The sequence below is a fragment of the Bacillus sp. cl96 genome, assembly GCF_900100505.1.
Lineage (GTDB): Bacteria > Bacillota > Bacilli > Bacillales > Bacillaceae_G > Bacillus_A > Bacillus_A cereus.
On record NZ_FNDM01000004.1, the window covers coordinates 116,967 to 139,472 of the forward strand.

Consider the following 22,506-nt stretch of genomic DNA (forward strand, 5'->3'; position numbering starts at 1 on the left):
ACATCTATAAAAATATATTATCTGGGTATGGTAGCGCTAAAGTAGGCTTTTCAGAAAATGAGAAATATTGTAGTTTTAAAGATTCACCATCTATCGATTTCAGTTTTCCACTAGTAATTTCACATTCAAACACAACAACAATATATTCTACTTGATCGCCATTCGGATATATATGACGGAACCTTTCCCCTCCAAATACCCCTTTTTGTTTTTTTACTCGTACTTTCAATCCTGTTTCTTCCCATACTTCCCGAATTACTGCTTCTTCTGGAGTTTCCCCAGGTTCAATCGCTCCAGCTGGCAAACTCCAGTATTCCCCGCCAGGATATTGAAACAAAATATCTCCCTGTCCATTCTTTATAACAGCAGCTACACTCGGTATTAGAATTAGTTCATGGCCTAATTGCTCACGGATTTTTTTATAATATAGCGACATCGACATATAATTCTCTCCCACTCCAATAATAAACAACTGTATTTTCTGACACCTATTGTATAATAATACCAATAGCAATTTCTATATAGAAAGGATAAGAAAATTACTCCCCTTTATATCTGCTACACTAGATAATTTATACAGTTCTAAACCTCGCGTTTTCCATTCTTGTGAATCTTGTTTAATTATCTTTTTAAAATATTTTAGTAGTGGCCATAAAGCATACTCCTTATGATCTACATAACTAACAACATCCCATTTTAACTTTTCATTAATTTCACTCATAAGTTCGGGTATTACTACTTCACCATATTTTTTAAAACATTCATGAGTTTCTTCGTAATTTTAAAATAAAGTTTGATTAAAAATATCGTGTTAACCCGTATTCTATGGTAAATAAAAAGAATCCATTTTGAAAAAGATTGATCAAAATGGATTCTTATCCAGCAGGTTTATGTTTTGGTTTTATAAAAAAGTTTGATCATTTTCTATCAATGAAAACAATTAATTGACTATTTTTATTATGAAAAGGTCGGAGCAGGAAATTCATCAATTTTGATACGAAGTAAACTATAAGGTTTCTGTCGTAAGTCTTTTCCATAATGAAATCTAGGCTGTCGATGTAATTGGTTCACAATGACATACAAATATTGATCCGGACCAATTGAAAAAGTATCCGGCCACAAAATTCTCGGATCATGTGCGATAGTTTCCATTATGCCATTTGGCAATATCTTACGGATACTGTTGTTTTCATAATCTCCAGCATAAACAGTTCCCTTTGCATCAGTGATCATTCCATCAGACGCACCTTTTTCTCCCCAATACTCCACATGATAAGGTAAATTCATGTCCGGTATCGTTCTGTTTCTCAGGGCTTCTGTTGAGATCGAGAACAAATGCCGACTGGTTAGTGGAGCAAAAAATAATATCTTTCCATCGGGAGAAATCGCAAGACTATCAGACGCCAACCTAAATGGAGAAGTTGAACCGTCTTTGTTTCGATTCATTAAAATTTGACCTTCTACTTTCGGTAAAAAATAGGGGTCGGGTGAAGTTGAATTTGCTCCATTTAACCGTCTAAACGCGTTTCCATTTGATAAATCTACGACGATAATAGCTCCTGGTCCTCTCGAAGAAGAATCCGTTATATAGGCATAACCTGCTTTTCCAACACGAAAATCAAAACGGACATCATTCAGATAAGTTGTAGGCAGGACAATATCTTCTGTAAAGGTATATACTTTTCTTATTGTATTGGTTTCTAAATCAACAGCGACTAATTTTGCTCCCCCTTTAATAGGTTCAGAAAAATTGGGTGCCGCTGTATCTAATATCCAAAGCGTTCCCCTTCCATCAGCAACTACACTTTGGACACTGATGAAAGTCATTGGGATATTCTCGGGGTTAGCCAAATTGGTTTGTAAATTAGGATAAGGCTGCAATTTATCCTCAAAAATTTCCGCCACCGTAAATTTAACATCGTCTCCCCATTTCGGAAAGCAAATGAAAATACGACCGGTTTCTGAAACAGTAACACCTGTAGGCATAGCCCCATAAAATGCATAAACTAGTTCTAAATTACCGAAATATTTTTCACTAGGTAACATAGGTTTCATAATATCCTCCTCAAGCGTTCAAACGGGATATCTCCTATATATGATTTATATTTTTTCTAGTGCATGTTTCTTAATAAGTTTTTCTATACGAAAAGATGATTGAATTGATTTTTTTCGAAATTTAATAAGTCTGTCAGAAGAAAGGAAGCATTTTAATTTAAAGGTCTCCAGATGAAGTAGAATTCAATTAGCAGGTAGCGAAGTTCAATATTCCCGAATCAACGTTAAGCTGGTATAAAAAATGGGGAAATTTCCCCATTTAAATTTGTGAAAAAATGTACTTAAGCTAAACTGCCCGTTAGTTTAAGTGTAACACTTCACAAACAATATTTTGAGTATTCTTATTATTCCTGTTTCCTCAACAATCTGGCCCTTTAATTGAACAATACAACTGAAATTTAAGGGGCAAAAGAAAAACCTTATATTAATACAGGGTTTTATCAATCTTTTTTATAAATTATCAAACTTTATTTTAAATCAATACCACACTTTATTCCATGTTCCATGAGTGACTAACGGGGGCTTTGAACAATAAAATAAAGGTGAGTACATATTATACATGACTAATATGCGCTCACCTTTATTTTTTTAGGATTTTTAGCTTTTAGGTCTTGATAATAATTTTTAGTGGTTTTATTAACAATTTATATTTAGTAAAATTACTTTTTATGAGTTTGATATAAGTCAATAGAATTTCCTGGCCAATATAACTATGTATGTTAGCACACTTTTTCTTTATTCAGTCTACTTACAATTCCAACTATAAATTTATATTCAATCCTCTTCTTCTTAATCTTTTTAAATCCTTCTTTCGTATCAAAAATTAAACACGTTTTCCGAAACCACATTCGTACATATAGTGACTCAAAATAAATAGGTTTTATAATTCCTCGTTCTTCAAATTCAGTTCCATCTTTATTTTCGGTTTCTGTTCGAACGAACCACCTATTTCCGAAGCCAATTTCAATATACTTCACATAAGTCCCCCTTCCGGGAATTATTTTCTAACAATTCTATTATTTCCCCGGTAAGCGCACATTCCGACAGAACATGAGCCCACAAAGAAAAAGTAGATTACAAAAATCTACTTTATAGCTTATATTTCTGCATTCGTTTATAAAATGTACTACGGGGTACATCTAACAGTTTTGCGGCTAACGAAACATTTCCGTTCGTCTTTTCTAACGCTTCAATCATGCTATCACGCTGTATTTTTTCGCGAAAATTCAATGTATGTTCTGTTTTATTTTCAACTTGTAACTCAAGTTGTTGTTGATTTCCCATCATTGTTTGTATCAAAAAAGCGACTTGTTTTTCGCATATTTCCCGTCCTTGCGACAAAATGTAAATGCGTTCTAATGCATTTACTAGTTCTCGAATATTTCCTGGCCATGTATGTTGTAAAAATTGATTACAAATACTCTTCGGAAATACAACATTCCAATTCTTCCGTTCGCAAAAGTGTTGTATAAAATATGGAATATCCTCTTTTCTTTCTATTAACGATGGAACATATAGTGGATAAACATGTAAACGATAATATAAATCTTGACGGAATTTCCCTTCTTCTACTAACCTTAGTAAATCTTTATGTGTGGCAGTAATAATACGAATATTTACTGGTACCTCTTTTGAACTTCCTATTGGAGTTATTGTGCGTTCTTGTAAAACACGCAATAAGGCTACTTGCATCTCTGGTGGTACTTCACCAATTTCATCTAAAAATAATGTTCCTCCATTCGCTTGTTCAAATTTCCCTTTATACCCTTGACGTCGCGCACCTGTAAACGCACCTTCAGCATAACCGAACAATTCACTTTCCATTAATTCTTTAGGCAAAGAACCACAATTAACAGCTATAAAGGGCCCGTCTTTTCTTGGACTATTTTCATGAATCGCTCTCGCGACATATTCCTTTCCTACTCCTGTCTCACCACATACATACACACTAGCATCAGTCGGTGAAACAAGCTTAATTTCTTCTAGTGTGTGTTGAAATGCTTTGCTTGTCCCGGTAACTCCTGGAAAAGTAATTCCTTTTATAAATGTGAAAGCAGAATATGTATTCATTTGTTTGTTTTCCTTTAAATACATACATTTCCCAATCATTCTTTCATTACTATATACCGGTATCTCTAATTTAGTTTCCAATCCATGGTGCACTAAATCTTCAAGTTTCATTCTTGACCAATTAGTTACTCGTTCCCGAACGCTCTTACTCGCAGAAACGATAACATCACGATGATTACAAATAACTACTTGTTCATCACTATCAATGACATCTAAAAAACGATGGATTAAGTGTAATTCATTTTGATGAACTCTTATGCTACATTCACGTTCAATCGCATGTGCAATTGAAGTTACCATACCGAGCATATATGGATGTGAACATTCAATTGGACAGGAGAAATCTAGAATACCAATTAATTTCCCGTCATCGTTATGAATGGGAGCAGCCGCACAACTCCAGCTATGAGATGCCACGGAGTAATGTTCAGTACCACTTATCATAATAGCTTCTTCAATTTCTAGCGCTGTTCCTATTGCGTTTGTCCCCACAGCTGCTTCCGTCCATTTTACACCTTCAATAAAATTAATATGTTTCGCTCGCTTTAACGTTTGTTTATTTCCACTTAAGGATAGAACATAACCATCTGGATCGATTAATAATGCCATCATTTGTAGTTCATCAATGGTTTTTCTCAAATTTTGTATTTGGGGTAATGCTATATCAAGGAAAATTTCACTCTTTTTCTTTTGTTCTCGAAAAATATTAGAAGACAAAACTTTCTGACCTTTATTCATGTGAGGATTAACATTAGCCTGTTTACATCGATGCCACGATTCTGAAATTCTTTGATTTATGCGATTTGAATCAAGAACACCTTCATTAACAAACTTTTTCCATGCATGTAAGTAAAACGGTGAAGCTAACATTGTATCATCTCCCTTTTAATTGTTTTGGAGATTTATAAAACATACTTTTATTATAAAACTGAATAAAAGCGTTTTCAATACAACTAGCAATACGACACAAATATGTTAATAATTTGAATATCCTAATGCACTTCTTTATTCTTTTTTAGTAGCACTATATTTTGTATAATGGACGCAAACAAAATACATAACCAAAACCACTTTTGTGGATTACCATTTATAAAGAAAACAATCACGGCTATTGCAAATAAAATAGCGGATGCTAAACTAAAATATAATTTTGTTTTAATTTCTATTATCCCTCACCCCTCACCCCTCTGTTACTTTACAGTACATACTAACTCTTCATTTTTCATCTCTACTATGTACTCCTGTAAAACATATTCTTTCCCGCCATGGTTTTCATACCATTCATGTATTCCTTTAATATGCCTCTCGTCACTTCTAATTTTCGATTCTATTTCATTATACTGTTCATAACTATCATATTCCCATATGGCAAATACTTCAGACGTACCATTCTTATTATCTTTCATCCAGCGTCCTATTAGCCTAGAACCATGCTTTAATTGATTAGGTAAGTTCGTATTATTGAAATGATCATTAAATACTTCTATGAATTCATTTTTCACTACATAGTACTTCCTTCTGTAAAACATACTTCTTCACCTCTTTCATGAAAAGTATTAGTAAATCTTCCCATCAATACCGTATTATAATACTTTCCATCCGATAGTCTTTTGTCATTTTTCAAAATGCCTTCTACTTCAAAACCTAATTTTTTATACAGATGAATAGCTTTCTCGTTTGTCTCTAATACTTGTAAAGATATTTTATTTACTGCATTTTCGTCAGCCCATTTAATAGATTGTTGTAATAGGCTCTTACCCATTTTATATCCCCAAAACTCTTTTAAAATGCAAACGCCAAACTCCACTTTATGAGATAATCTCTTAAAATTTGATCCTTCACACCTTGAAAATCCAACGATTCGATTGTGCACTTCTGCAACTAAAAAGAGATTCTTCGTCTCTTCACTATCTGTTTTTATTATTTTTTGAAATCCTAGATTATCTATAAATCCCTCTCCAGCATCTCTATCCATATTTTCAGTTTCTCCATCAATCTGAACTCTAATTTTCGATAACTGGTCAGCATCTTTCTCAGCTGCAGAACGAATTGTATAAGTTAATCCATTTATATGAAACTCTTGCTCTTTTACAATCATGTCAAACTCCTTTCAAATGAATATAATGGCGCTATTACAACTTGTTTACCTTGTTTCTCAAAGTCCTGAACAGTTTCTTTACTAGCCTCTTCGTCAGTTATAATAATGTCAATTTCTTTTAGAGACTCTCCTCTTATAAAACAATCTATTCCAAGTTTATTATGCGGAACTAAACAAATATTTCTTCTAGCAATTTCACTTACTCTTTTACTAAAATAAGCAACTTCAGGTGTTGCAGTACTAATACCTTGTAATGAAATGCCTCCACCTGTGGAGAAATAAAGATCAATAGAAAATCTACTTATCAATTCAGAGGCAAGTGTATCAGTAATATTCCCTGAAGGTTTTACTTTTCCGCCAATTAAATACGTATCAATATTCTTATATTCTCGTAGATAACCAGCTATTTCTATAGAATTCGTAATAACCGTAAATGATACTTCCGGTAAATATTTCAGCATCGCATTATGAACGGGAGCCCCGCCAATAAAAATTGAATCACCTTCTTGTATATAAGATACCGCAACTCTTGCAATTGTGTCCTCATATATTGAGCTATCACTATAACGTTTAGTTGGTTCCGCAGCTAAGTTTCTCACTCGCGTAAGTTCAATTGCACCTCCGTGCGTTCTTTTTAATAAACCATCCTTTTCCATAATAGACAAATCTCTTCTTATAGAATCAATAGACATATCAAATCTTTCCGCAAGATCCTTTGCTATTACTCTTCCATCTGTATTAAGTCGTTCTAAAATTTTCTCTCGACGTTCTTCAGTAAACATGTTATCACCACCGTTATTGAAGGTTCAGAAACTTAAACTTTATTTTAATTATATGCATGCCTCTTCCGTTTTACAATATTTTCAATTCTTATTTATTCCGTTTTATACAGTCTTCTCCCTCTTTCTATCCTGTTAACTTGACAACCAAATAAATATATATCTGTATATTACGCAAAAACACTTCCATTTACCTTCCTATTGATGTAAAATTATTCCTATGTTTTACTTTTTAATACAGAAAGGGATTACTATGAAATCATTAATCAAAACGACATGTACAGCATTGTTATTTACTGGAATATTAACAGGATGTAATAGCAATACTACATCAAAACAAGAAAAGAGCGCTCTCGAAAAGAATGCAATGCACTATGGAGAAATAGTTAAAAACGAATACTATAGAGCGACAGTTGAGAATGCAAAGTTTGAAAAAATAGACAAAGAGCGGCGCCTTACTACTCGTGTTATGATTAATAATGTTCGAGACGATGGACAAACTATTGATCTTTCGGAAATAAAATATTTCATACAAGATGAAAAAACTGGTGAGAAATATGAAGGTGAAGCTCATCCGATAGATGACGAGCACTATAAAAATGTTCCACACGAGTTCTCTTTAACTACTGACGTTGTATTTGAACTGAAAACTTCACCAAAAGATTTAAATAATATGTATTTATACATAGATAGCAAAGCAGCGCCGTTAACAGATACATATTGGAAGCTTGATAATTTAGTATCTAAATAGAAAGACCAGTCTTACATGACTGGTCTTTTACATTCATACATTTAACTTTCATTAACACTTATATTCATTTTCTAATAACAACTTGAATAACATCAGCTAAACCAGTGTGCCCTTTCCCTTCAATTCGCTCTTGTTCGCCATTAAAGAAATGAATTACCTTATGTTCTTCACACCAAGTAAGGATATCAATTGGATCATACAGCATATCAACATCTTTTGGTCCACCAGTACCATAGTTTATTTGTTTTTTTGAGTAAACTTCAAACATAATTAAACCACCAGGCTTTATCGTTTGTATCATTTTACCTAATATCATTTTTTTATAATTATCATGAAAATGTCCAAATACCATAATTGCTGCATCATATTCATTTTCTGGCAAACTATCAGCTAATAAATCTACTTTTTTTGTATGCACGTTTACGTTATGCTTCTCTGCCAATTTTTTTGTCTTCTCTAATCCATCTTCCGAATAATCAATAGCTGTTACTTCGTTCCCTTGTCTTGCTAGAAATACAGCATTTCTACCTTCTCCTTCCGCGAAAGCTATTACTTTATTGTGATTTGCTAAACGAAATGCTTGTTCTTTAATAAATGTATTAGGTTCTTCCCCGTAAAAATATTCATCTGATTTATATCGATCATTCCAAAATTTAGTCATCATCTTCTCTCCTTCTTCATATCATTTTCTAACTACAATTAAAGATATCAAAGAGTCTTTTTATCCTTAATTAATTTAAAAATAAAAGCAGATTAAAAATCCACTTTTATTTTTTTCGCAAGATCTACGATTTTTTGATTTCGTAACTCTTCTTCCATTTTCTCTTCTGCTGCAAGCATTACTTCATTAATTAAACATCCCGGTTTGTCATGTAAACAACATTCAAACAATGATGTTTTACCTTCAATTGCATGTATAATATCTAAAAATGAAATATCTTCCCAATTCTTACTAAGCGAGTAACCGCCCTTTGGACCAGATGATGAATGTATCATCCCTTCCTTCGTCAACTTAGTTAGTATTTTAGACAAGTACGTTGGTGAAACATTTTGCATTTCTGCTAATTGGTGAACACTAACTAACTTATTTGGTGTAGCCTTTGCCAGAAAAAGTATTGTATGAAGAGCATAATTTGTAGCTTTAGAATATTTCATAGTACAGCCCCTATTGTAGACTTCATGTATCTACAATAACTTTATTTTTTTATTATGTCAAACGTTTGTAATGCTCCATAAAAAATTATTTATTCACAAGTAATACATCTGTCGCACAAATCGTCACTTCTCTAAATGGACAGTCAAATAAAACACCTAGTTCAAAACCATCTTCAGTAAGAGCTATTTCATGATATAACCACCAAGCATTTTCAAAGTTTTCCAGCATAGAACAATTTGTTACTCCTATAAAGGTTACTTCAAGTTTATCAAATTCACTAAAAGTACCACTGCAATCTAATACGATAGACAAAGTATCTTCTGATTCTCTCTTTATTACTTTAATTACACTATCGTGTAGTGATGTCTTGTGTAACTGAGCGACATTTGACGGAAGTTTTTTCTCAATGGAATTAAAATATTCTACGTATGATTGATCTAATTGTGCCATTCTTTTCTCATAATCTGTTGTCCACTCTTGCATACGTTTTTTCAGTTCACCTGATGGATATTCTGAATTAATTGTGATGTTTTGTATAATTGAGTATATCGATTCAGGAAGGAATTTTAATAAATCTATTTTCCTTTCCTCTATTTCTTCCTTTAAACTTTGTATATCCATTTCCGACCATTCTTTTATAGACTCTATAAAACTTACAAATTCTAAAACTTGCATTTTTTTATACCATTCTCTTGTAAAATATTTCAATGACACCTCTCCTAAAATATCTTTACATCCAGTAAAAGCAATACATCCACTTATTATATCATTCCAATAACCATTTTTTCTAAAGAAATAATGTAAAAATGTAAATATTCCGCCTATTATTTCTAAAACTTCAGAATATTTACAAAAGTATAAAATTAGAATACATTTTAGCTGTACAAGATTCACCTGTACAAAAATTCAAACAAAAAGGGATGGTTATATGTTGAAGAAATTAGTAGCAGGGACATTAGTAGCGGGTTTTGCACTAACTGGAGGACTAGGTGCGGTAAGTGCTGAAGAAAAAAGTAACACAATTAAGTCATTTGATTATTTAAAAGTGGATGAACAAAATGTTAATTCCTTTGCAAAATTAAGTGATCAGGATAAGAAAGATATCCAAATTACTATGGTATTACCTAAGCAAAATGAAAATGGAGATTGGCTAGCTTATGGTTTTACTAGCCGTGAAACATTAGATGCGTATATTGAAAAGGATAAAAAAGCAATTAAAAATAAAATTAATCCTTTAGGTAGCGGTGCTGGTAGTACTGATTTTTATGAACATAAAGATAAAGGTGGCCAATATATTTACTGGAGTAGCGGCTTTAAAAACTTACCATCTAGCTGGAATGACAGAATTTCTTCTGTAAGTACAGCGTCACCTTCTGCAAGTTATTCAACGACACTTTGGGAGCACACTTCAACACAAGGATATGGAAAAGGCGTTTTATTTAAACATGCTGATTGGTACGGTAAAACTGCTAATTTAGCTGCTGATTGGAACGATATTACTTCAGCGATTGAAATTAAATAGTAATAAGATATTTAATTTCTTCTATAAAAATTCAAACCACTATTCTCTCTTTCGTTTAGAGAATAGTGGTTTATCATATTTCCATTTAAGCATGTACAGCATGTCCTACCGCTTGCATTAACGCTTCATGAATCGCCTCAGATAAAGTTGGATGTGCTGCAATATAATCTCTCATTATATCAGCGGTAACTTCTGTATGAATCATTACGGTTCCTTGACCAATAAGTTCAGTTGCATAAGGACCGATAATAGAAATCCCTACAATTTCTTGGTATTTAGGTTCCACAATGACTTTTACTTTCCCTACTTGTTCTCCTAAAATAAGAGCTTTTCCGTTCGCTGTAAAAGGAAATTCTCCGATGAGAATATCACCATATTGTTCTCTTGCACCTTTTTCACTTAACCCGACACTAGCTATTTCTGGAGCTGTGTATATACATCGAGGCACAGCGTGATAATTTACTTTCACGTCTTCTCCACTTGCGTGTAATGCTGCTGTCGTTCCTTCATGAAAGGCAACGTGAGCAAGCTGAATTCCACCGATTACATCACCAGCTGCGTAAATATGCGATACGTTCGTTTGCATATGTTCATTCACAGAAATCCCTTTATTTGAAAACTGAACCCCTGCCTTTTCTAATCCTAATTGTTGCACTCGTGGTTTTCTTCCTACAGAAACAAGAACAAATTCTGGAGTTACTTCGTGAGTAATTCCCTCGTACTCAAATGAAGCTTGCTTCTTATAGTTATTTAATCCTTTTAAAACTGCTCCCGTAAAAATTTTCACACCATCTTTTTCTAATTTCTCTCTTAAAATATTCGCGATATCTTCATCTTCACCAGGTAGTAATTGCGGTGCCATTTCAACTATCGATACTTTTGTGCCAAGTCTACTATAAATACTTGCAAACTCACATCCTATTACACCACCGCCAACGATTAACAATGAAGATGGTACACTCTCAAGAGACATGGCATGGCTACTATTTAAAATCCATTTTCCATCGAACGGAGCGAATGGTAATTCTGTAGGTTCGGAACCAGATGCGATAATAAAGCTCTCTCCATCAACTACTTCTTCTTTATTTCCTTGTACAACTCGCACACGATGATCCGTTTCGAATTTCGCTTTTCCTTTTACAACTTTAATTTTATTTTTCTTCATTAAATATTGTATTCCTTGGACGAGTTGCATTACGATTTGTGATTTTCTCGCCTGTATTTGATCCCAATCAATTGATATACTTCCTGTATTAAGCGTAATTCCATAATCATTCGCTTTTCTCACAATGTCATGTATTTCAGCACTTTCTAACAGTGATTTCGTAGGCATACAACCAACATTTAAACACGTTCCGCCAAGTTCAGCTTCATCAATAAGAGTGACACCTTTGCCATTTTGAGCCGCGGTAATTGCCGCTACATATCCAGCTGGTCCGCCTCCCATTACAACTAGTTTACTCATTCTCTCACCTTCTCTTTATAAAAGAATTGTTATAGGTTCTTCTAAATAATGTTTAATTGTGCGTAAAAATGCAGCTGCTGGTGCACCGTCTAGTACACGATGATCGAATGTTAAACTTAAAGGTAACATACTACCTTTTTTTAATTTTTTCCCTTTATATACAGGAACATGTTCAATTGCGCCAATACCTAAAATGCCAGTCTCAGGTGTATTTAATACAGGTGTGAAATATTCAATACCAAAGCTACCTAAATTACTAATTGTAAATGTCGTTCCGTGCATATCATCACTACTTAAGCTACCTGCTCGCGCCTTTTGTGCCACATTCTTAATCTCTTTAGACAATTCTACTAAAGATAAATTATTTGCAAAGCGAATAGCTGGAACGATTAACCCTTTTTCTAATGCGACTGCCATGCCTAAATGCACATGTTCAAATTGATGAATTGCATCATCTATATAAGCGCTGTTCATTTCTTTATGCTCTCCAAGTGCTAATACAGCAGCACGCGAGACAAAATCCGTAATGGTTAATTTATTATCATATCTTTTTTGTACAATTTTCGCTATTTCTTTATGTAAAGCAACTAAATCTGTTACATCTACTTTCATCGTTAACGTTAATTGTGCGCTATTTTTTAAGCTTGCGTGCATACGATTTGCGATCGCTTTACGCATACCAGTAACAGGAATCACGTTACTTTCTTCTTGTTCAGATATTTCCGGAACGATTCCTCTTACCTCAAGTGCTTTTAATACATCTGCCTTTGTAATCCTTCCGCCAGGACCTGTACCAACTAATGCCTTGATATCCAGATTTTCAGACTTTGAAATTTTAATTCTTTGCTTCGATACTTCTTTCCCATTTGCTTCTTGATTTTGTACATTTTGTACTTCTATATTAGATGTTTTTTCTTCTACAACATGTGTGCTTTCCTGCATTTCTACCTTTTCATTCGGTTTACCGATGTAGCAAATTACAGTACCAGGCGGCACTCCTTCATCTTCACTTACAGCTATATCAAGTACCGTACCATCAGCTGGCGCTTCAATTTCCGTTTCAATTTTTTCTGAATTAATACTAGCAATTAGTTCTCCTTTTGCTACATTATCGCCTGCTTTAATATTCCAGCTCGTAATAATACCTTCTTTCATCGCCATACCTAACTTCGGCATTACAACTTCTACAGCCATGTCTCTCTCTCCCTTCTCATCGTTTTATTACACATGTAATAAAGATTGGTCTCCAATCATTTCTGATACAGTTTCAATTACTTTTTCTGGTGTTGGCAAATACAACTTTTCAAGTGGTGGTGAGAACGGAACAGGTGTATGTGGTGCTGTAATTCGTTTAATAGGTGCATCTAACAAATCAAAACCTTTATCCGCTACAATTGCCGCAATATCTGTTGCAATACTACATCTAGGATTCGCTTCGTCAATGACGATAAGACGATTTGTTTTTTCAACAGATGATAAAATAGTATCTTCATCAAGTGGTGATAAAGATCGTGGATCAATTACTTCTACTTCAAGCCCCTTTTTCGATAATTGCTTTGCAGCTGCAAGCGCTGTATGAACTTGCTTTCCGATTGCGACAATTGTTACATCAGAACCTTCCCGTTTAATATCTGCTTTTCCTAATGGAATTGTATAGTATCCTTCTGGCACTTCACCTTTCATATTGTAAAGTGTTTTATCCTCAAAGAAGATTACTGGATCATCATCTTCAATTGCCGCTAATAATAAGCCTTTTGCATCATACGGTGTGGAAGGAACAACAACTTTAATACCTGGTATGCTCGTAAATAATGCGTACAAACTTTGTGAATGTTGAGCTGCTGCACTAAAACCAGCGCCATGCATCGTACGTACTGTAACGGGTACTTTTGCTTTACCTCCAAACATATAACGGAATTTCGCACCTTGGTTTAATACTTGGTCAAGACAACTACCGATAAAATCATTAAACATTAACTCAGCTATCGGACGTAACCCAGTTGCAGCAGCTGCCATCGCAGCTCCCATATAACCCGCTTCAGAAATTGGTGTATCCAATATACGATTTCGGCCAAACTCTTGTACAAGTCCTTTCGTAACACCAAGAACACCACCCCAAGCTTCATCATCTTGCAGGTGATCAACTTGTGCACCTCCTGCAACATCTTCACCTATTAAAATTACATTTTCATCACGACGCATTGAGATTTTCATCGCTTCATTAATTGCAGTTGACATACTTACTGTTCTAGTCATAATTTTTCACCCTCCTCTTATTTGTAAGAAACGTATACATCTTTTAATAATTCTTCATCGTCTGGGTATGGACTATTTTCACTAAATTCAATGGATCTTTGTACTGCATCATCTACTGCTTTTTCCATATCAACAAGTTCAGATTCTGTTAATAAACCTTCATGAATTAAATGCTTACGGAAATTCACAATTGCATCTTTTTCGTTTAAATGTTCTTCTTTTTCTTCTGATGTTTTATATGTTTGCGCTTCACCTTCGAAATGACCATAATTACGATATGTCATACATTCAATAATTGTTGGACCATCACCATTACGCGCACGTTCCACTGCTTCTGCAGCAGCTTTATATACAGCTAGAAGATCTTTTCCATCTACTTGAACACCTGGAATATTATAAGCTTTTGCGCGATCAGCGATAGAATCACAACTTGAAGCATATTCAAATGTAGTTGCTTCACCGTAACCGTTATTTTCTGCGATAAAAATAACTGGTAACTTCCAAATCGCCGCTAAATTAACCCCTTCATGGAATGTTCCTTCATTATTTGCTCCGTCACCGAAGAAGCAAACACTTACATCTTTTGTTCCTTTATATTTAGCTGTTAATGCTGAACCGCAAGCAAGTGGGAAACCCCCGCCTACAATGCCATTCGCACCAAGCATTCCTTTATCTAAATCGGCAATATGCATGGAACCGCCTTTACCTTTACATAATCCTGTCGCTTTCCCGAAAAGTTCAGCCATCATACCATTTAAATCACAACCTTTTGCGATACAATGTCCATGACCTCTATGTGTACTTGTAATATTGTCACTATCCGTTAAGTGGGCACATACACCAACTGCTACCGCTTCTTCACCTGCGTATAAATGAACGAAACCTGGCAAAACGCCTTGCGCGAACAATTCATGCACCTTATCTTCAAACTTACGAATCTCTAACATTTTTTCGTACATCCAACGAGCTTGTTCTTTCGTAATTTCATTCCCTTTACTTTCAGTTGTTTTTAACATGTCCAGCCCTCCTATTTTCTTGTTCGTCTTTTATATTGCAAGTACCGTGCCAAATTCTAATCCTTGTTTTAATAGGTTTTCTCTATCTTTTAACAATAAAAAAGTGGACAAAATGAGACGTTTGTCTCGTTTTGTCCACTTTTGTTCCCTTAATAAGAGAATTGTTACTTTATTCATTATCAAAGCTCTTCTGTAATTTTCGGATGTAAATAATTTGACCAATATGATATGCATTATGAGTTGTTACATTCGCTAGCACTTCCCACCACTTTGCAGAAACAGGAAATCCCACTACATCACTTTCAACCTTTTCTTCATTTATGAGATTTTGCCATTGTAACAGTTTTTCTAGTAGTTTTTCCCGTAATTCATCGAAAGTTTGATTATCTGAGAGCATAAAACTTTTGTTATTATCTCCTATAGCGGGTACTGCATTCACATTTGATTCTTTATACCTAGTTTGCCACGTAGAGTTCCAATACAGTAAATGTTGTACGATTTCAGCTATACTATTACTCTCTTCATTCGGTTTCCAGAAAGCTTCCCTCTCAGATAAATCCTTAACTGCATCTGAAAATGGCATATACCAACTGGGATCATTTGCATTCGCTAATAGCTGATCTGCTAATACAGCTTTTACATGGACCATTTTTCTTCCCTCATTTCATTATCATATTAATATACACTACTCTATATACGCTGATTCCCTATAATCCCCTTTTTTTACATACAAATTGGTTTCATAATGAATGTAAGAATAATAGATTTTCTTATCATAACTCGTTATGATAAAAGAAAAAGAAAGCTGGCGAAAAATGAATAAAAAAATCGCAATAATTACTGGAGCCTCAAGTGGATTTGGACTATTAACTACACTCGAACTCGCAAAAAAAGATTATTTAGTTATCGCTACAATGCGAAACCTTGAAAAACAAGGAACCTTACTATCCCAAGTTACTCAACTTAACTTACAGCAAAATATAAAAGTTCAACAATTAGATGTAACAGATCAAAATTCTATACATAATTTCCAATTATTTTTAAAAGAAATTAATAGAATAGATCTCCTTATAAATAATGCAGGATATGCAAATGGGGGCTTTGTAGAAGAAATCCAAGTAGACGAATATCGAAAGCAATTTGAAACGAACCTTTTTGGAGCTATATCAATTACCCAGCTTGTTTTACCATATATGAGAAAACAAAGAAGTGGAAAAATCATTAATATAAGCAGCATTAGCGGCCAAGTTGGATTCCCTGGTTTATCTCCTTATGTATCTTCAAAATATGCATTAGAAGGCTGGAGTGAATCGCTTCGCTTAGAATTAAAACCTTTCGGAATAGATGTCGCTTTAATTGAACCTGGTTCTTACAACACAAATATATGGGAGGTTGGTAAACAACTAGCTGAAAACCAATCTGATACAACATCTCCTTACAAAGAATATATGGATAAAATACAAAAACATATTAATAGCGGTAGTGATACATTTGGTAATCCGATAGATGTTGCTAAAAAAGTCGTTGATATTGCTGAAGCTAAGCGCACAAATTTACGCTATCCAATCGGTAAAGGTGTGAAATTTATGATTTTTGCGAAGAAGATTCTTCCTTGGAAATTGTGGGAATACCTTGTTTTGAGAAGCTTTAAGAAGATGTAAATATAAAGAGTAACTATCAAGATAAATAATGGTAGCTACTCTTTTTAAATATTCATCATGAAAAACCAAAACGACATTAGTATGTAGAAAGAGGATCAAAATAAAGTAACATTGAAACCATAAAAACAAATGCAAAGAATCCAATTATAGAAAGAATATATTCCTTTGTCTCTCTGCTATACTTCCATTCCATCCATACGCGTAATAAGGAAATTGCTCCAAAATAAGTAAGTACAGCAATTCCTATATTAGCATTTTCTACTTTGAACAGATAAATAAAACTTACTATAAGATATACGATAAAAAGACCTATTTCTAATTTTACATGTAAACTATTTACATGCTTATATATCCAAGCATTGCCCTTTGGCATATTTAGTTTTTTTCTTAAAAACTTTTCTAAAAAATATCCTCCAATTATTATAATAATAACTATAATCCAAATAGTAGAGTTGCCCATTGCATTCCCTCCTATTAAATTAATTATGTTTTCGTAACAAAATGGATTATATATTTTTTAATATGTAGATAATGTATTCATTTTCTTTATCTTCTTTAGTAGTAGTTTTATCAAGACATGTTTTATGTATTGTATAACAACAATCTATTTCCCATCCCTTTTGTTTCGGGATGTTTAATCCTTTTTCTTTCTATTTTTTCAAAAACGAATATAGATAGTACCGATAAAATTAATAGAGTTATTTTTATAATTGACAGAAAACCCTATCCTTTTATTTTCTTACTTGCATTTTCTCCGGCTGATCACTCGGATACGTGGCATTCCTTTTATTTTCTACGTCCCAACTAATAATTGTCGCACTATCACGTCCCAACTGATGATGCACGTGTTCTAAAACATTGTGAATATTTTCTTTAAGTGTTTTATCATTTCTGTTCATAGCATTATACAAATTTACAGGTGTTTCATATCGGCGTTCCCCGCATTCTAATACTCCATCTGTCACCATCACAATTCGGTTCTTTCCAGTACGTAATTCACGAATACCTGATGAATAGCAAGGCACAGGTAAATCAAATGTGTTTACATTTCCAATCCATTCGTAAAAATGACGTTGATTTAATGCATATTGTCCTAACTTATGTAACTCTTCATGAAATACATACACTAAACAATCACCGATAGAAAGCCACCATATATAATTTTCTTTCCTTACACATAGTAAGCAAGCTGTTTCACCTTTAATTTTTTTACACTTTTCCTTAAATGAAGATGACTGAAAAATTGTAAGTATATGATTTTCAACAGACTGAAATACTGAATTAATTGGTTCATTCAAAATTACTTTTATATTTTCATATTCTTTTTCGATTGTATTTACTACTAAATCAACACTTTCTGCACTATTATGTCCATCTAATATAGCTGCAAATTCCCACTCACCATTTGACCAAACTAATGCACCATCTTCATTCTTTTTCGCTCCGGCACTAATATTCCCACCATATGCACCGAGCACGATATCACCATATTGCTTTACCGAAATTTCGTCTAAACACATTTCTCTACTTCCAACCCATGAATGTTGTCTATTATTTTTTGTATGCATATTCACTCACCATATACTCTCGTATTCTTTCGCATAGTTTTTTGATTTTCGCTGCGTCACCATATGGTGCGCCAGTCCATTTCGCTATCTCGCTTGGTGACCAAAACTCTTTTGGTGTATTCGGATAACGCGGAATTATGTTTCTTCACTATCCCAGTGGACATGTCCAACGTAAACGAGTTCATCTTCGTAAATAGCTCCACCTGGAACTATAATATTTCCTTTATGCTTTTTGCAAATGAAGCAGTTTTGTTCTACTTGATTGTTTGTTGACATGTCCATCACCTTCCTTTTCATATATAATATCACAAAAAAAGGAAAAACAGGTTTTGTATTCCGAATTTTCATTCTTTTGATACAGCAATTTTTGAAATGAATTTACACCTCATTATTTCTTCAAAAACACAATCCCAATTATAATCCCAATCACAATTCCGATTACTAAATTATTTGTAAAGTGCCCTTGAAATACACCAATTACAACCCCTATACCGACACCTATTGCCAAAGCATCATTTCTTTTTTTATTTTTAGCCAAAATTGCATCTCCTCCCATCATTTCTCCCTAAACAACATGCATTCACTTAAATGTATTAATATACGCACTATCTCGCTTGAATCTTTTCAAAAAATGCACTTTAACTTCATATATAATATTTTCCATTTTCTGTACATACTCCTTTTATAATGAAAAAATTTCAAGTAACCATTAAATATATATAGGCATTTACTATAAGAAAGATCCGTAATTTATTGAAGGGGGAACGATTCAAATGCATCCTCATTGGAATCGTTCCCCCCATCCTGTAAGGAATACATTGCATCATGATTCACAATATATGATGCAATGTATCGCAAGTCTTGAAAATCAAGTAACTAAATTAATCTCATTAATCGAGGAAAATAATCAATTCATCAAATCAATGGAACAACAACAAAACCAAGTTTGCGCACCAGCTGGAGGTTCTGTTATCGTTCGTATGTGATCTGGATGCAATAAAAAACACACTTTGTATTATAAAAGTGTGTCTTTTGGTCATTATTTTCTTTTCGTATGGAACCCTTGTGTAATACGGTCTAATATAATTGCGATTACTACGATAGCTAATCCAGCTTCAAAGCCCATTCCGATATTAACTTGTGTTACAGAGCGATATACATCAACTCCAAGTCCTGGAGCTCCTACAAGTGACGCTGTTACAACCATCGATAACGAAAGCATAATACTTTGGTTCACACCAGCCATAATCGTTCCGGTTGCAAGTGGTAATTGTACTTTAAATAGTTTTTGTGATGCAGTGGATCCAAATGCATTCGCTGCTTCAATTAAATCTTCTGGAACTTGTCTAATTCCTAAGTCAGTAAAACGAATTGTCGGTGGCATTGCAAAGATTACTGATGCAATAATTCCAGGTACTACACCTACTCCGAAAAATGTGATCGCTGGAATAAGGTATACGAATGCAGGCATTGTTTGCATAAAATCTAATGTTGGTTTTAAAAATTTTGAGAAACGTTCATTTTGAGATGCTAATATACCAATTGGAATTCCGACAATAATTGAAATAATAACAGACGTAAGTACGAGTGCTAATGTTTGCATCGTTTGTGCCCAGTAGTTAATATTCAAAATGAATAATAATCCAATAAGCGTAAAAATGACTAAAGATAATTTCCTCGTTGTGTACCAAATGAAGAAACACAAGATAATAATCATCAATATGGCAGGTATTATTGTTAAAAAATTAGTGAGTAAATCAACGAATCCACCAATAATATAAGAGAATCCTCGGAATAAGCCTTCAAAGTGCTCATATAAACTTGCAACAAATGAGTCGACCCATTCCCCTAATGGAATACGTGGTATACTATTCATCGTCTTTCACCTCTTCCTCAATGTTTCCTGCAAGAGCTTGAATGACACTTTCACGTTTAATAATTCCTCTTAGCCTTTTCTTCTCATCGATTACTGGTAACGGATATTTCATCTCTGCCATTTTTGCATATGTCTCTTCCAGTAAAGTATCCAAATACACATGCGGAATATCATTAAGTAATAAATCAGCAATCGGCCACTGTTTTTGTACTGCTTTACTCGCATCATCCGCAGTTAATATACCTAAAAACTCATACTTTTTGTTTACAACATATACAGTTGAGACGCCTGCATTCCTCATAATTTGAAGAGCCACACGAGGTCCACGATCAATTAATAAAGTTTCTGGTCGTTTTAAAATAGACTCAGCCGTAATTACTTTTCCTAAATTCACGTCCGCAACAAACTTTTCTACAAATTCATTTGCGGGGCTCATCATAATTTCTTCTGGCGTTCCAATTTGGACGATTTCTCCATCTTTCATTAATGCAATACGATCTCCAATTCGAAGCGCTTCATCTAAATCATGCGTAATAAATATAATCGTTTTTTCCATTTTATCTTGTAACTCTAACAATTCATCTTGCATTTCTTTTCGAATAAGTGGATCTAATGCACTAAATGACTCGTCCATTAGTAATACATCTGGATTATTCGTTAGTGCCCTTGCGATTCCAACGCGCTGCTGCATACCACCACTAAGTTGACTTGGATAATTATCTTTATGATGATCGAGTCCTACTAACTGCAGCGATTCTAACGCTTTTTTCTCTCGCTCTTCAACCGGAACTCCTTGTATTTCTAAACCATATGCAACATTTTGTATAACTGTACGATGCGGAAATAGAGCAAATTTCTGAAATACCATACTCATTTTCGTTCTTCTTACTCTCCGTAACTCTTCTTTTCCCATCGTTGCGATGTCTTCACCATCTATGTATATATGACCTGCAGTTGGTTTAATCAATTGATTTAACATACGAACTAGCGTAGATTTCCCGCTGCCAGACAAACCCATAATAACGAAAATCTCTCCAGAGTAAACTTCAAACGTTGCTTTTTTCACCCCAACGTTCATTCCTGTCTCTTTTAAAATTTCCGATTTACTTTTTCCTTCTTTTAATAAGGAAAGGGCTCTTTGCGGATGTTTCCCGAATACTTTTGTTACGTTTTCAACACGCACCTTTGTATTATCCATGTCACTACTCCTTTTCTACCCATCTATTCACATAGTGTTGCGATTTTACAAAGAAATATTACATAAAAATGACATTCATAAGATTTCTTTAAAATTCTCGTTTCCGTTCATAATAAGAATGCTTACTTATACATTTATTTTATAAGGCAAACGTTACTTAGGAGGTTTTCGATGCGAAAGAAAATTTGGTTTATATGCCTTGCATTATTTATTACTATGATTTTCACTTCATGTAATGCAACAAATGCAAATTCGAAAGGAAAAATTAAACTTGGTGTAACAAGTTGGAAAGAAAATATTGCAACTGCAAACATGTGGAAAGTTTTATTAGAAGAAAAAGGCTACAAAGTTGAGCTCATGTATTTAGAAAAAGCCGCAATTTGGACTGGTGTCGCTCGTGGCGATGTTGATGCGAATTTAGAAGTATGGCTACCAGTTACAGATAAACCGCTAAACGATCGTTATAAAGATGATATTGTCTTAAAATCAAAATGGTACGAAGGTACTGGACTAGGTTTAGTCGTCCCTTCTTATATGAAAAACATAAACAGTATCGAAGATTTAAATGCTCATAAAGATGAACTAGATAATAAAATTGTCGGTATCGAACCCGGTAGTAGTCTTATGAATTTAACGAATAAAGCAATGAAAGAATATGATATAAAACTAAAACTTGTCCAATCTTCTGAAGCTGCGATGATGAGTGAACTAAAGAAAGCATATACAAAAAAGAAACCAATCGCTGTTACGCTTTGGAATCCGCATTGGGGTTTTTCAGAATTTGACTTAAAATATTTAAAAGACCCTAAGAAAGTATATGGTGAAAAAGATGACATTTATTACTCCGTTCGTAAAGGTTTCGAAAAAGATCACCCGGATATCATAAAATACTTTGATAAATGGAAAATGAACGATGAGCAGCTTGGTACATTAATGGTCGAGTTAAATAAAACGAAAGATCCCGAAGAAGCGGCACGAAAATGGATTAAGAACAATCAAGCGCTAGTTGATGAATGGGTAAAGGATTAATAAAAA

General features: G+C 33.9%; 27 protein-coding genes and 1 pseudogene. 5 read left to right on the forward strand and 23 right to left on the reverse strand.

Annotated elements, in window-relative coordinates:
- Positions 1-4: 4 nt before the first annotated feature.
- The 8 genes from BLT20_RS10755 to BLT20_RS10800 form a co-directional block, all read right to left on the reverse strand.
- Positions 5-442: an NUDIX hydrolase gene (locus BLT20_RS10755; RefSeq protein WP_000062936.1), complete on the reverse strand. Its 438-nt coding sequence runs from the start codon at positions 440-442 to the stop codon at positions 5-7.
- A 75-nt stretch (positions 443-517) separates the two neighbouring features.
- Positions 518-721 carry a hypothetical protein gene (locus BLT20_RS30780; protein WP_001289827.1) on the reverse strand — a complete coding sequence of 68 codons (204 nt, stop codon included), beginning with the start codon at positions 719-721 and terminating at the stop codon, positions 518-520.
- A 236-nt stretch (positions 722-957) separates the two neighbouring features.
- A complete protein-coding gene (locus BLT20_RS10765) occupies positions 958-2,055 on the reverse strand; it encodes an L-dopachrome tautomerase-related protein (RefSeq protein ID WP_000803863.1) in 1,098 nt (365 codons plus the stop codon).
- A 719-nt stretch (positions 2,056-2,774) separates the two neighbouring features.
- The gene (locus BLT20_RS10775; protein ID WP_000873828.1) at positions 2,775-3,032 is read right to left on the reverse strand and encodes a DUF3977 family protein; all 258 of its coding nucleotides are present in this window, start codon (positions 3,030-3,032) and stop codon (positions 2,775-2,777) included.
- 112 nt (positions 3,033-3,144) lie between these two features.
- Positions 3,145-4,995, reverse strand: coding sequence for a sigma-54-dependent Fis family transcriptional regulator (locus tag BLT20_RS10780; RefSeq protein WP_000881374.1), 1,851 nt, complete (start codon positions 4,993-4,995; stop codon positions 3,145-3,147).
- A gap of 320 nt (positions 4,996-5,315) precedes the next feature.
- Entirely contained in the window at positions 5,316-5,654 is a 339-nt protein-coding gene (locus BLT20_RS10790; RefSeq protein ID WP_000499992.1) for an NIPSNAP family protein, read from the reverse strand.
- Positions 5,627-6,223, reverse strand: coding sequence for a GNAT family N-acetyltransferase (locus tag BLT20_RS10795; protein ID WP_000635671.1), 597 nt, complete (start codon positions 6,221-6,223; stop codon positions 5,627-5,629). The genes BLT20_RS10790 and BLT20_RS10795 overlap by 28 nt, the downstream gene beginning before the upstream one ends.
- Entirely contained in the window at positions 6,220-7,005 is a 786-nt protein-coding gene (locus BLT20_RS10800; protein WP_000493652.1) for a DeoR/GlpR family DNA-binding transcription regulator, read from the reverse strand. The genes BLT20_RS10795 and BLT20_RS10800 overlap by 4 nt, the downstream gene beginning before the upstream one ends.
- A 250-nt stretch (positions 7,006-7,255) precedes the next feature.
- Here BLT20_RS10800 and BLT20_RS10805 point away from each other — a divergent pair, with 250 nt between their 5' ends.
- On the forward strand, positions 7,256-7,753 hold the full coding sequence (locus tag BLT20_RS10805) for a hypothetical protein (RefSeq protein WP_000838466.1): 498 nt from the start codon (positions 7,256-7,258) through the stop codon (positions 7,751-7,753).
- A 64-nt stretch (positions 7,754-7,817) separates the two neighbouring features.
- On the opposite strand, the gene BLT20_RS10810 is transcribed toward BLT20_RS10805, so the two are convergent.
- From BLT20_RS10810 to BLT20_RS10820, 3 genes are all read right to left on the reverse strand, one after another.
- A complete protein-coding gene (locus BLT20_RS10810) occupies positions 7,818-8,417 on the reverse strand; it encodes a class I SAM-dependent methyltransferase (RefSeq protein ID WP_002025884.1) in 600 nt (199 codons plus the stop codon).
- 89 nt (positions 8,418-8,506) lie between these two features.
- Entirely contained in the window at positions 8,507-8,908 is a 402-nt protein-coding gene (locus BLT20_RS10815) for an Rrf2 family transcriptional regulator (RefSeq protein WP_000877642.1), read from the reverse strand.
- An 85-nt stretch (positions 8,909-8,993) separates the two neighbouring features.
- Positions 8,994-9,617, reverse strand: coding sequence for a DUF4085 domain-containing protein (locus BLT20_RS10820; RefSeq protein WP_000873452.1), 624 nt, complete (start codon positions 9,615-9,617; stop codon positions 8,994-8,996).
- 220 nt (positions 9,618-9,837) lie between these two features.
- Here BLT20_RS10820 and BLT20_RS10825 point away from each other — a divergent pair, with 220 nt between their 5' ends.
- A complete protein-coding gene (locus BLT20_RS10825) occupies positions 9,838-10,431 on the forward strand; it encodes a hypothetical protein (RefSeq protein WP_000914438.1) in 594 nt (197 codons plus the stop codon).
- 85 nt (positions 10,432-10,516) lie between these two features.
- Here BLT20_RS10825 and lpdA read toward each other — a convergent pair whose 3' ends face one another.
- Genes lpdA through BLT20_RS10850 form a run of 6 tightly spaced genes read right to left on the reverse strand, consistent with a single transcriptional unit; the run spans position 10,517 to position 15,817 of the window.
- Positions 10,517-11,896 carry a dihydrolipoyl dehydrogenase gene (gene lpdA, locus BLT20_RS10830; RefSeq protein ID WP_000041230.1) on the reverse strand — a complete coding sequence of 460 codons (1,380 nt, stop codon included), beginning with the start codon at positions 11,894-11,896 and terminating at the stop codon, positions 10,517-10,519.
- Between the two features lie 15 nt (positions 11,897-11,911).
- On the reverse strand, positions 11,912-13,090 hold the full coding sequence (locus BLT20_RS10835; protein ID WP_073339187.1) for a dihydrolipoamide acetyltransferase family protein: 1,179 nt from the start codon (positions 13,088-13,090) through the stop codon (positions 11,912-11,914).
- Between the two features lie 27 nt (positions 13,091-13,117).
- Positions 13,118-14,152 carry an acetoin:2,6-dichlorophenolindophenol oxidoreductase subunit beta gene (gene acoB / locus BLT20_RS10840; RefSeq protein WP_000198898.1) on the reverse strand — a complete coding sequence of 345 codons (1,035 nt, stop codon included), beginning with the start codon at positions 14,150-14,152 and terminating at the stop codon, positions 13,118-13,120.
- A 17-nt stretch (positions 14,153-14,169) separates the two neighbouring features.
- Positions 14,170-15,168, reverse strand: coding sequence for an acetoin:2,6-dichlorophenolindophenol oxidoreductase subunit alpha (gene acoA / locus BLT20_RS10845; protein WP_000921269.1), 999 nt, complete (start codon positions 15,166-15,168; stop codon positions 14,170-14,172).
- 30 nt (positions 15,169-15,198) lie between these two features.
- Complete coding sequence (locus tag BLT20_RS30555; protein ID WP_001045414.1) at positions 15,199-15,345, reverse strand: hypothetical protein; 147 nt, start codon at positions 15,343-15,345, stop codon at positions 15,199-15,201.
- Positions 15,338-15,817, reverse strand: coding sequence for a DinB family protein (locus BLT20_RS10850; RefSeq protein WP_000233778.1), 480 nt, complete (start codon positions 15,815-15,817; stop codon positions 15,338-15,340). Before BLT20_RS10850 ends, BLT20_RS30555 begins: the two co-directional genes overlap by 8 nt.
- A gap of 166 nt (positions 15,818-15,983) precedes the next feature.
- On the opposite strand from BLT20_RS10850, the gene BLT20_RS10855 reads away from it, so the two are divergent.
- Positions 15,984-16,829 carry an oxidoreductase gene (locus tag BLT20_RS10855; RefSeq protein WP_001034797.1) on the forward strand — a complete coding sequence of 282 codons (846 nt, stop codon included), beginning with the start codon at positions 15,984-15,986 and terminating at the stop codon, positions 16,827-16,829.
- Between the two features lie 76 nt (positions 16,830-16,905).
- On the opposite strand, the gene BLT20_RS10860 is transcribed toward BLT20_RS10855, so the two are convergent.
- From BLT20_RS10860 to BLT20_RS10875, 4 genes and pseudogenes are all read right to left on the reverse strand, one after another.
- Positions 16,906-17,289, reverse strand: coding sequence for a DUF4181 domain-containing protein (locus BLT20_RS10860; protein WP_000528446.1), 384 nt, complete (start codon positions 17,287-17,289; stop codon positions 16,906-16,908).
- Between the two features lie 271 nt (positions 17,290-17,560).
- Positions 17,561-18,397 carry a PP2C family serine/threonine-protein phosphatase gene (locus tag BLT20_RS10865; RefSeq protein WP_000556966.1) on the reverse strand — a complete coding sequence of 279 codons (837 nt, stop codon included), beginning with the start codon at positions 18,395-18,397 and terminating at the stop codon, positions 17,561-17,563.
- Positions 18,381-18,694: pseudogene (locus BLT20_RS10870) on the reverse strand (hypothetical protein). Before BLT20_RS10870 ends, BLT20_RS10865 begins: the two are co-directional and overlap by 17 nt.
- A gap of 91 nt (positions 18,695-18,785) precedes the next feature.
- Positions 18,786-18,953 carry a glycine zipper domain-containing protein gene (locus tag BLT20_RS10875; RefSeq protein WP_000508403.1) on the reverse strand — a complete coding sequence of 56 codons (168 nt, stop codon included), beginning with the start codon at positions 18,951-18,953 and terminating at the stop codon, positions 18,786-18,788.
- A 217-nt stretch (positions 18,954-19,170) separates the two neighbouring features.
- Between BLT20_RS10875 and BLT20_RS10885 the strand changes: the two genes are divergently transcribed.
- The gene (locus tag BLT20_RS10885; RefSeq protein WP_000553350.1) at positions 19,171-19,383 is read left to right on the forward strand and encodes a hypothetical protein; all 213 of its coding nucleotides are present in this window, start codon (positions 19,171-19,173) and stop codon (positions 19,381-19,383) included.
- A gap of 53 nt (positions 19,384-19,436) precedes the next feature.
- Here BLT20_RS10885 and BLT20_RS10890 read toward each other — a convergent pair whose 3' ends face one another.
- Together BLT20_RS10890 and BLT20_RS10895 are read right to left on the reverse strand one after the other, a co-directional pair.
- A complete protein-coding gene (locus BLT20_RS10890) occupies positions 19,437-20,273 on the reverse strand; it encodes an ABC transporter permease (protein ID WP_001084759.1) in 837 nt (278 codons plus the stop codon).
- A complete protein-coding gene (locus BLT20_RS10895) occupies positions 20,266-21,471 on the reverse strand; it encodes a quaternary amine ABC transporter ATP-binding protein (protein ID WP_000370606.1) in 1,206 nt (401 codons plus the stop codon). The genes BLT20_RS10890 and BLT20_RS10895 overlap by 8 nt, the downstream gene beginning before the upstream one ends.
- Before the next feature lie 171 nt (positions 21,472-21,642).
- Between BLT20_RS10895 and BLT20_RS10900 the strand changes: the two genes are divergently transcribed.
- On the forward strand, positions 21,643-22,500 hold the full coding sequence (locus tag BLT20_RS10900; RefSeq protein WP_001227613.1) for a glycine betaine ABC transporter substrate-binding protein: 858 nt from the start codon (positions 21,643-21,645) through the stop codon (positions 22,498-22,500).
- Positions 22,501-22,506 lie beyond the last annotated feature (6 nt).

Bases quoted from the DNA above. Each gene is read 5' to 3' on its own strand.
- BLT20_RS10865 (WP_000556966.1), bottom strand. From the start codon at position 18,397: ATGCATACAAAAAATAATAGACAACATTCATGGGTTGGAAGTAGAGAA.
- BLT20_RS10780 (WP_000881374.1), bottom strand. From the start codon at position 4,995: ATGTTAGCTTCACCGTTTTACTTACATGCATGGAAAAAGTTTGTTAAT.
- BLT20_RS10815 (WP_000877642.1), bottom strand. From the start codon at position 8,908: ATGAAATATTCTAAAGCTACAAATTATGCTCTTCATACAATACTTTTT.
- BLT20_RS10855 (WP_001034797.1), top strand. From the start codon at position 15,984: ATGAATAAAAAAATCGCAATAATTACTGGAGCCTCAAGTGGATTTGGA.
- BLT20_RS30780 (WP_001289827.1), bottom strand. From the start codon at position 721: ATGAGTGAAATTAATGAAAAGTTAAAATGGGATGTTGTTAGTTATGTA.
- BLT20_RS10890 (WP_001084759.1), bottom strand. From the start codon at position 20,273: ATGAATAGTATACCACGTATTCCATTAGGGGAATGGGTCGACTCATTT.
- acoA (WP_000921269.1), bottom strand. From the start codon at position 15,168: ATGTTAAAAACAACTGAAAGTAAAGGGAATGAAATTACGAAAGAACAA.
- BLT20_RS10850 (WP_000233778.1), bottom strand. From the start codon at position 15,817: ATGGTCCATGTAAAAGCTGTATTAGCAGATCAGCTATTAGCGAATGCA.
- BLT20_RS10885 (WP_000553350.1), top strand. From the start codon at position 19,171: ATGCATCCTCATTGGAATCGTTCCCCCCATCCTGTAAGGAATACATTG.
- BLT20_RS10800 (WP_000493652.1), bottom strand. From the start codon at position 7,005: ATGTTTACTGAAGAACGTCGAGAGAAAATTTTAGAACGACTTAATACA.
- BLT20_RS10765 (WP_000803863.1), bottom strand. From the start codon at position 2,055: ATGAAACCTATGTTACCTAGTGAAAAATATTTCGGTAATTTAGAACTA.
- BLT20_RS30555 (WP_001045414.1), bottom strand. From the start codon at position 15,345: ATGAATAAAGTAACAATTCTCTTATTAAGGGAACAAAAGTGGACAAAA.
- BLT20_RS10835 (WP_073339187.1), bottom strand. From the start codon at position 13,090: ATGGCTGTAGAAGTTGTAATGCCGAAGTTAGGTATGGCGATGAAAGAA.
- BLT20_RS10875 (WP_000508403.1), bottom strand. From the start codon at position 18,953: ATGGGAGGAGATGCAATTTTGGCTAAAAATAAAAAAAGAAATGATGCT.
- BLT20_RS10805 (WP_000838466.1), top strand. From the start codon at position 7,256: ATGAAATCATTAATCAAAACGACATGTACAGCATTGTTATTTACTGGA.
- acoB (WP_000198898.1), bottom strand. From the start codon at position 14,152: ATGACTAGAACAGTAAGTATGTCAACTGCAATTAATGAAGCGATGAAA.
- BLT20_RS10755 (WP_000062936.1), bottom strand. From the start codon at position 442: ATGTCGATGTCGCTATATTATAAAAAAATCCGTGAGCAATTAGGCCAT.
- BLT20_RS10810 (WP_002025884.1), bottom strand. From the start codon at position 8,417: ATGATGACTAAATTTTGGAATGATCGATATAAATCAGATGAATATTTT.
- BLT20_RS10860 (WP_000528446.1), bottom strand. From the start codon at position 17,289: ATGGGCAACTCTACTATTTGGATTATAGTTATTATTATAATAATTGGA.
- BLT20_RS10895 (WP_000370606.1), bottom strand. From the start codon at position 21,471: ATGGATAATACAAAGGTGCGTGTTGAAAACGTAACAAAAGTATTCGGG.
- BLT20_RS10900 (WP_001227613.1), top strand. From the start codon at position 21,643: ATGCGAAAGAAAATTTGGTTTATATGCCTTGCATTATTTATTACTATG.
- BLT20_RS10795 (WP_000635671.1), bottom strand. From the start codon at position 6,223: ATGATTGTAAAAGAGCAAGAGTTTCATATAAATGGATTAACTTATACA.
- lpdA (WP_000041230.1), bottom strand. From the start codon at position 11,896: ATGAGTAAACTAGTTGTAATGGGAGGCGGACCAGCTGGATATGTAGCG.
- BLT20_RS10825 (WP_000914438.1), top strand. From the start codon at position 9,838: ATGTTGAAGAAATTAGTAGCAGGGACATTAGTAGCGGGTTTTGCACTA.
- BLT20_RS10790 (WP_000499992.1), bottom strand. From the start codon at position 5,654: ATGTTTTACAGAAGGAAGTACTATGTAGTGAAAAATGAATTCATAGAA.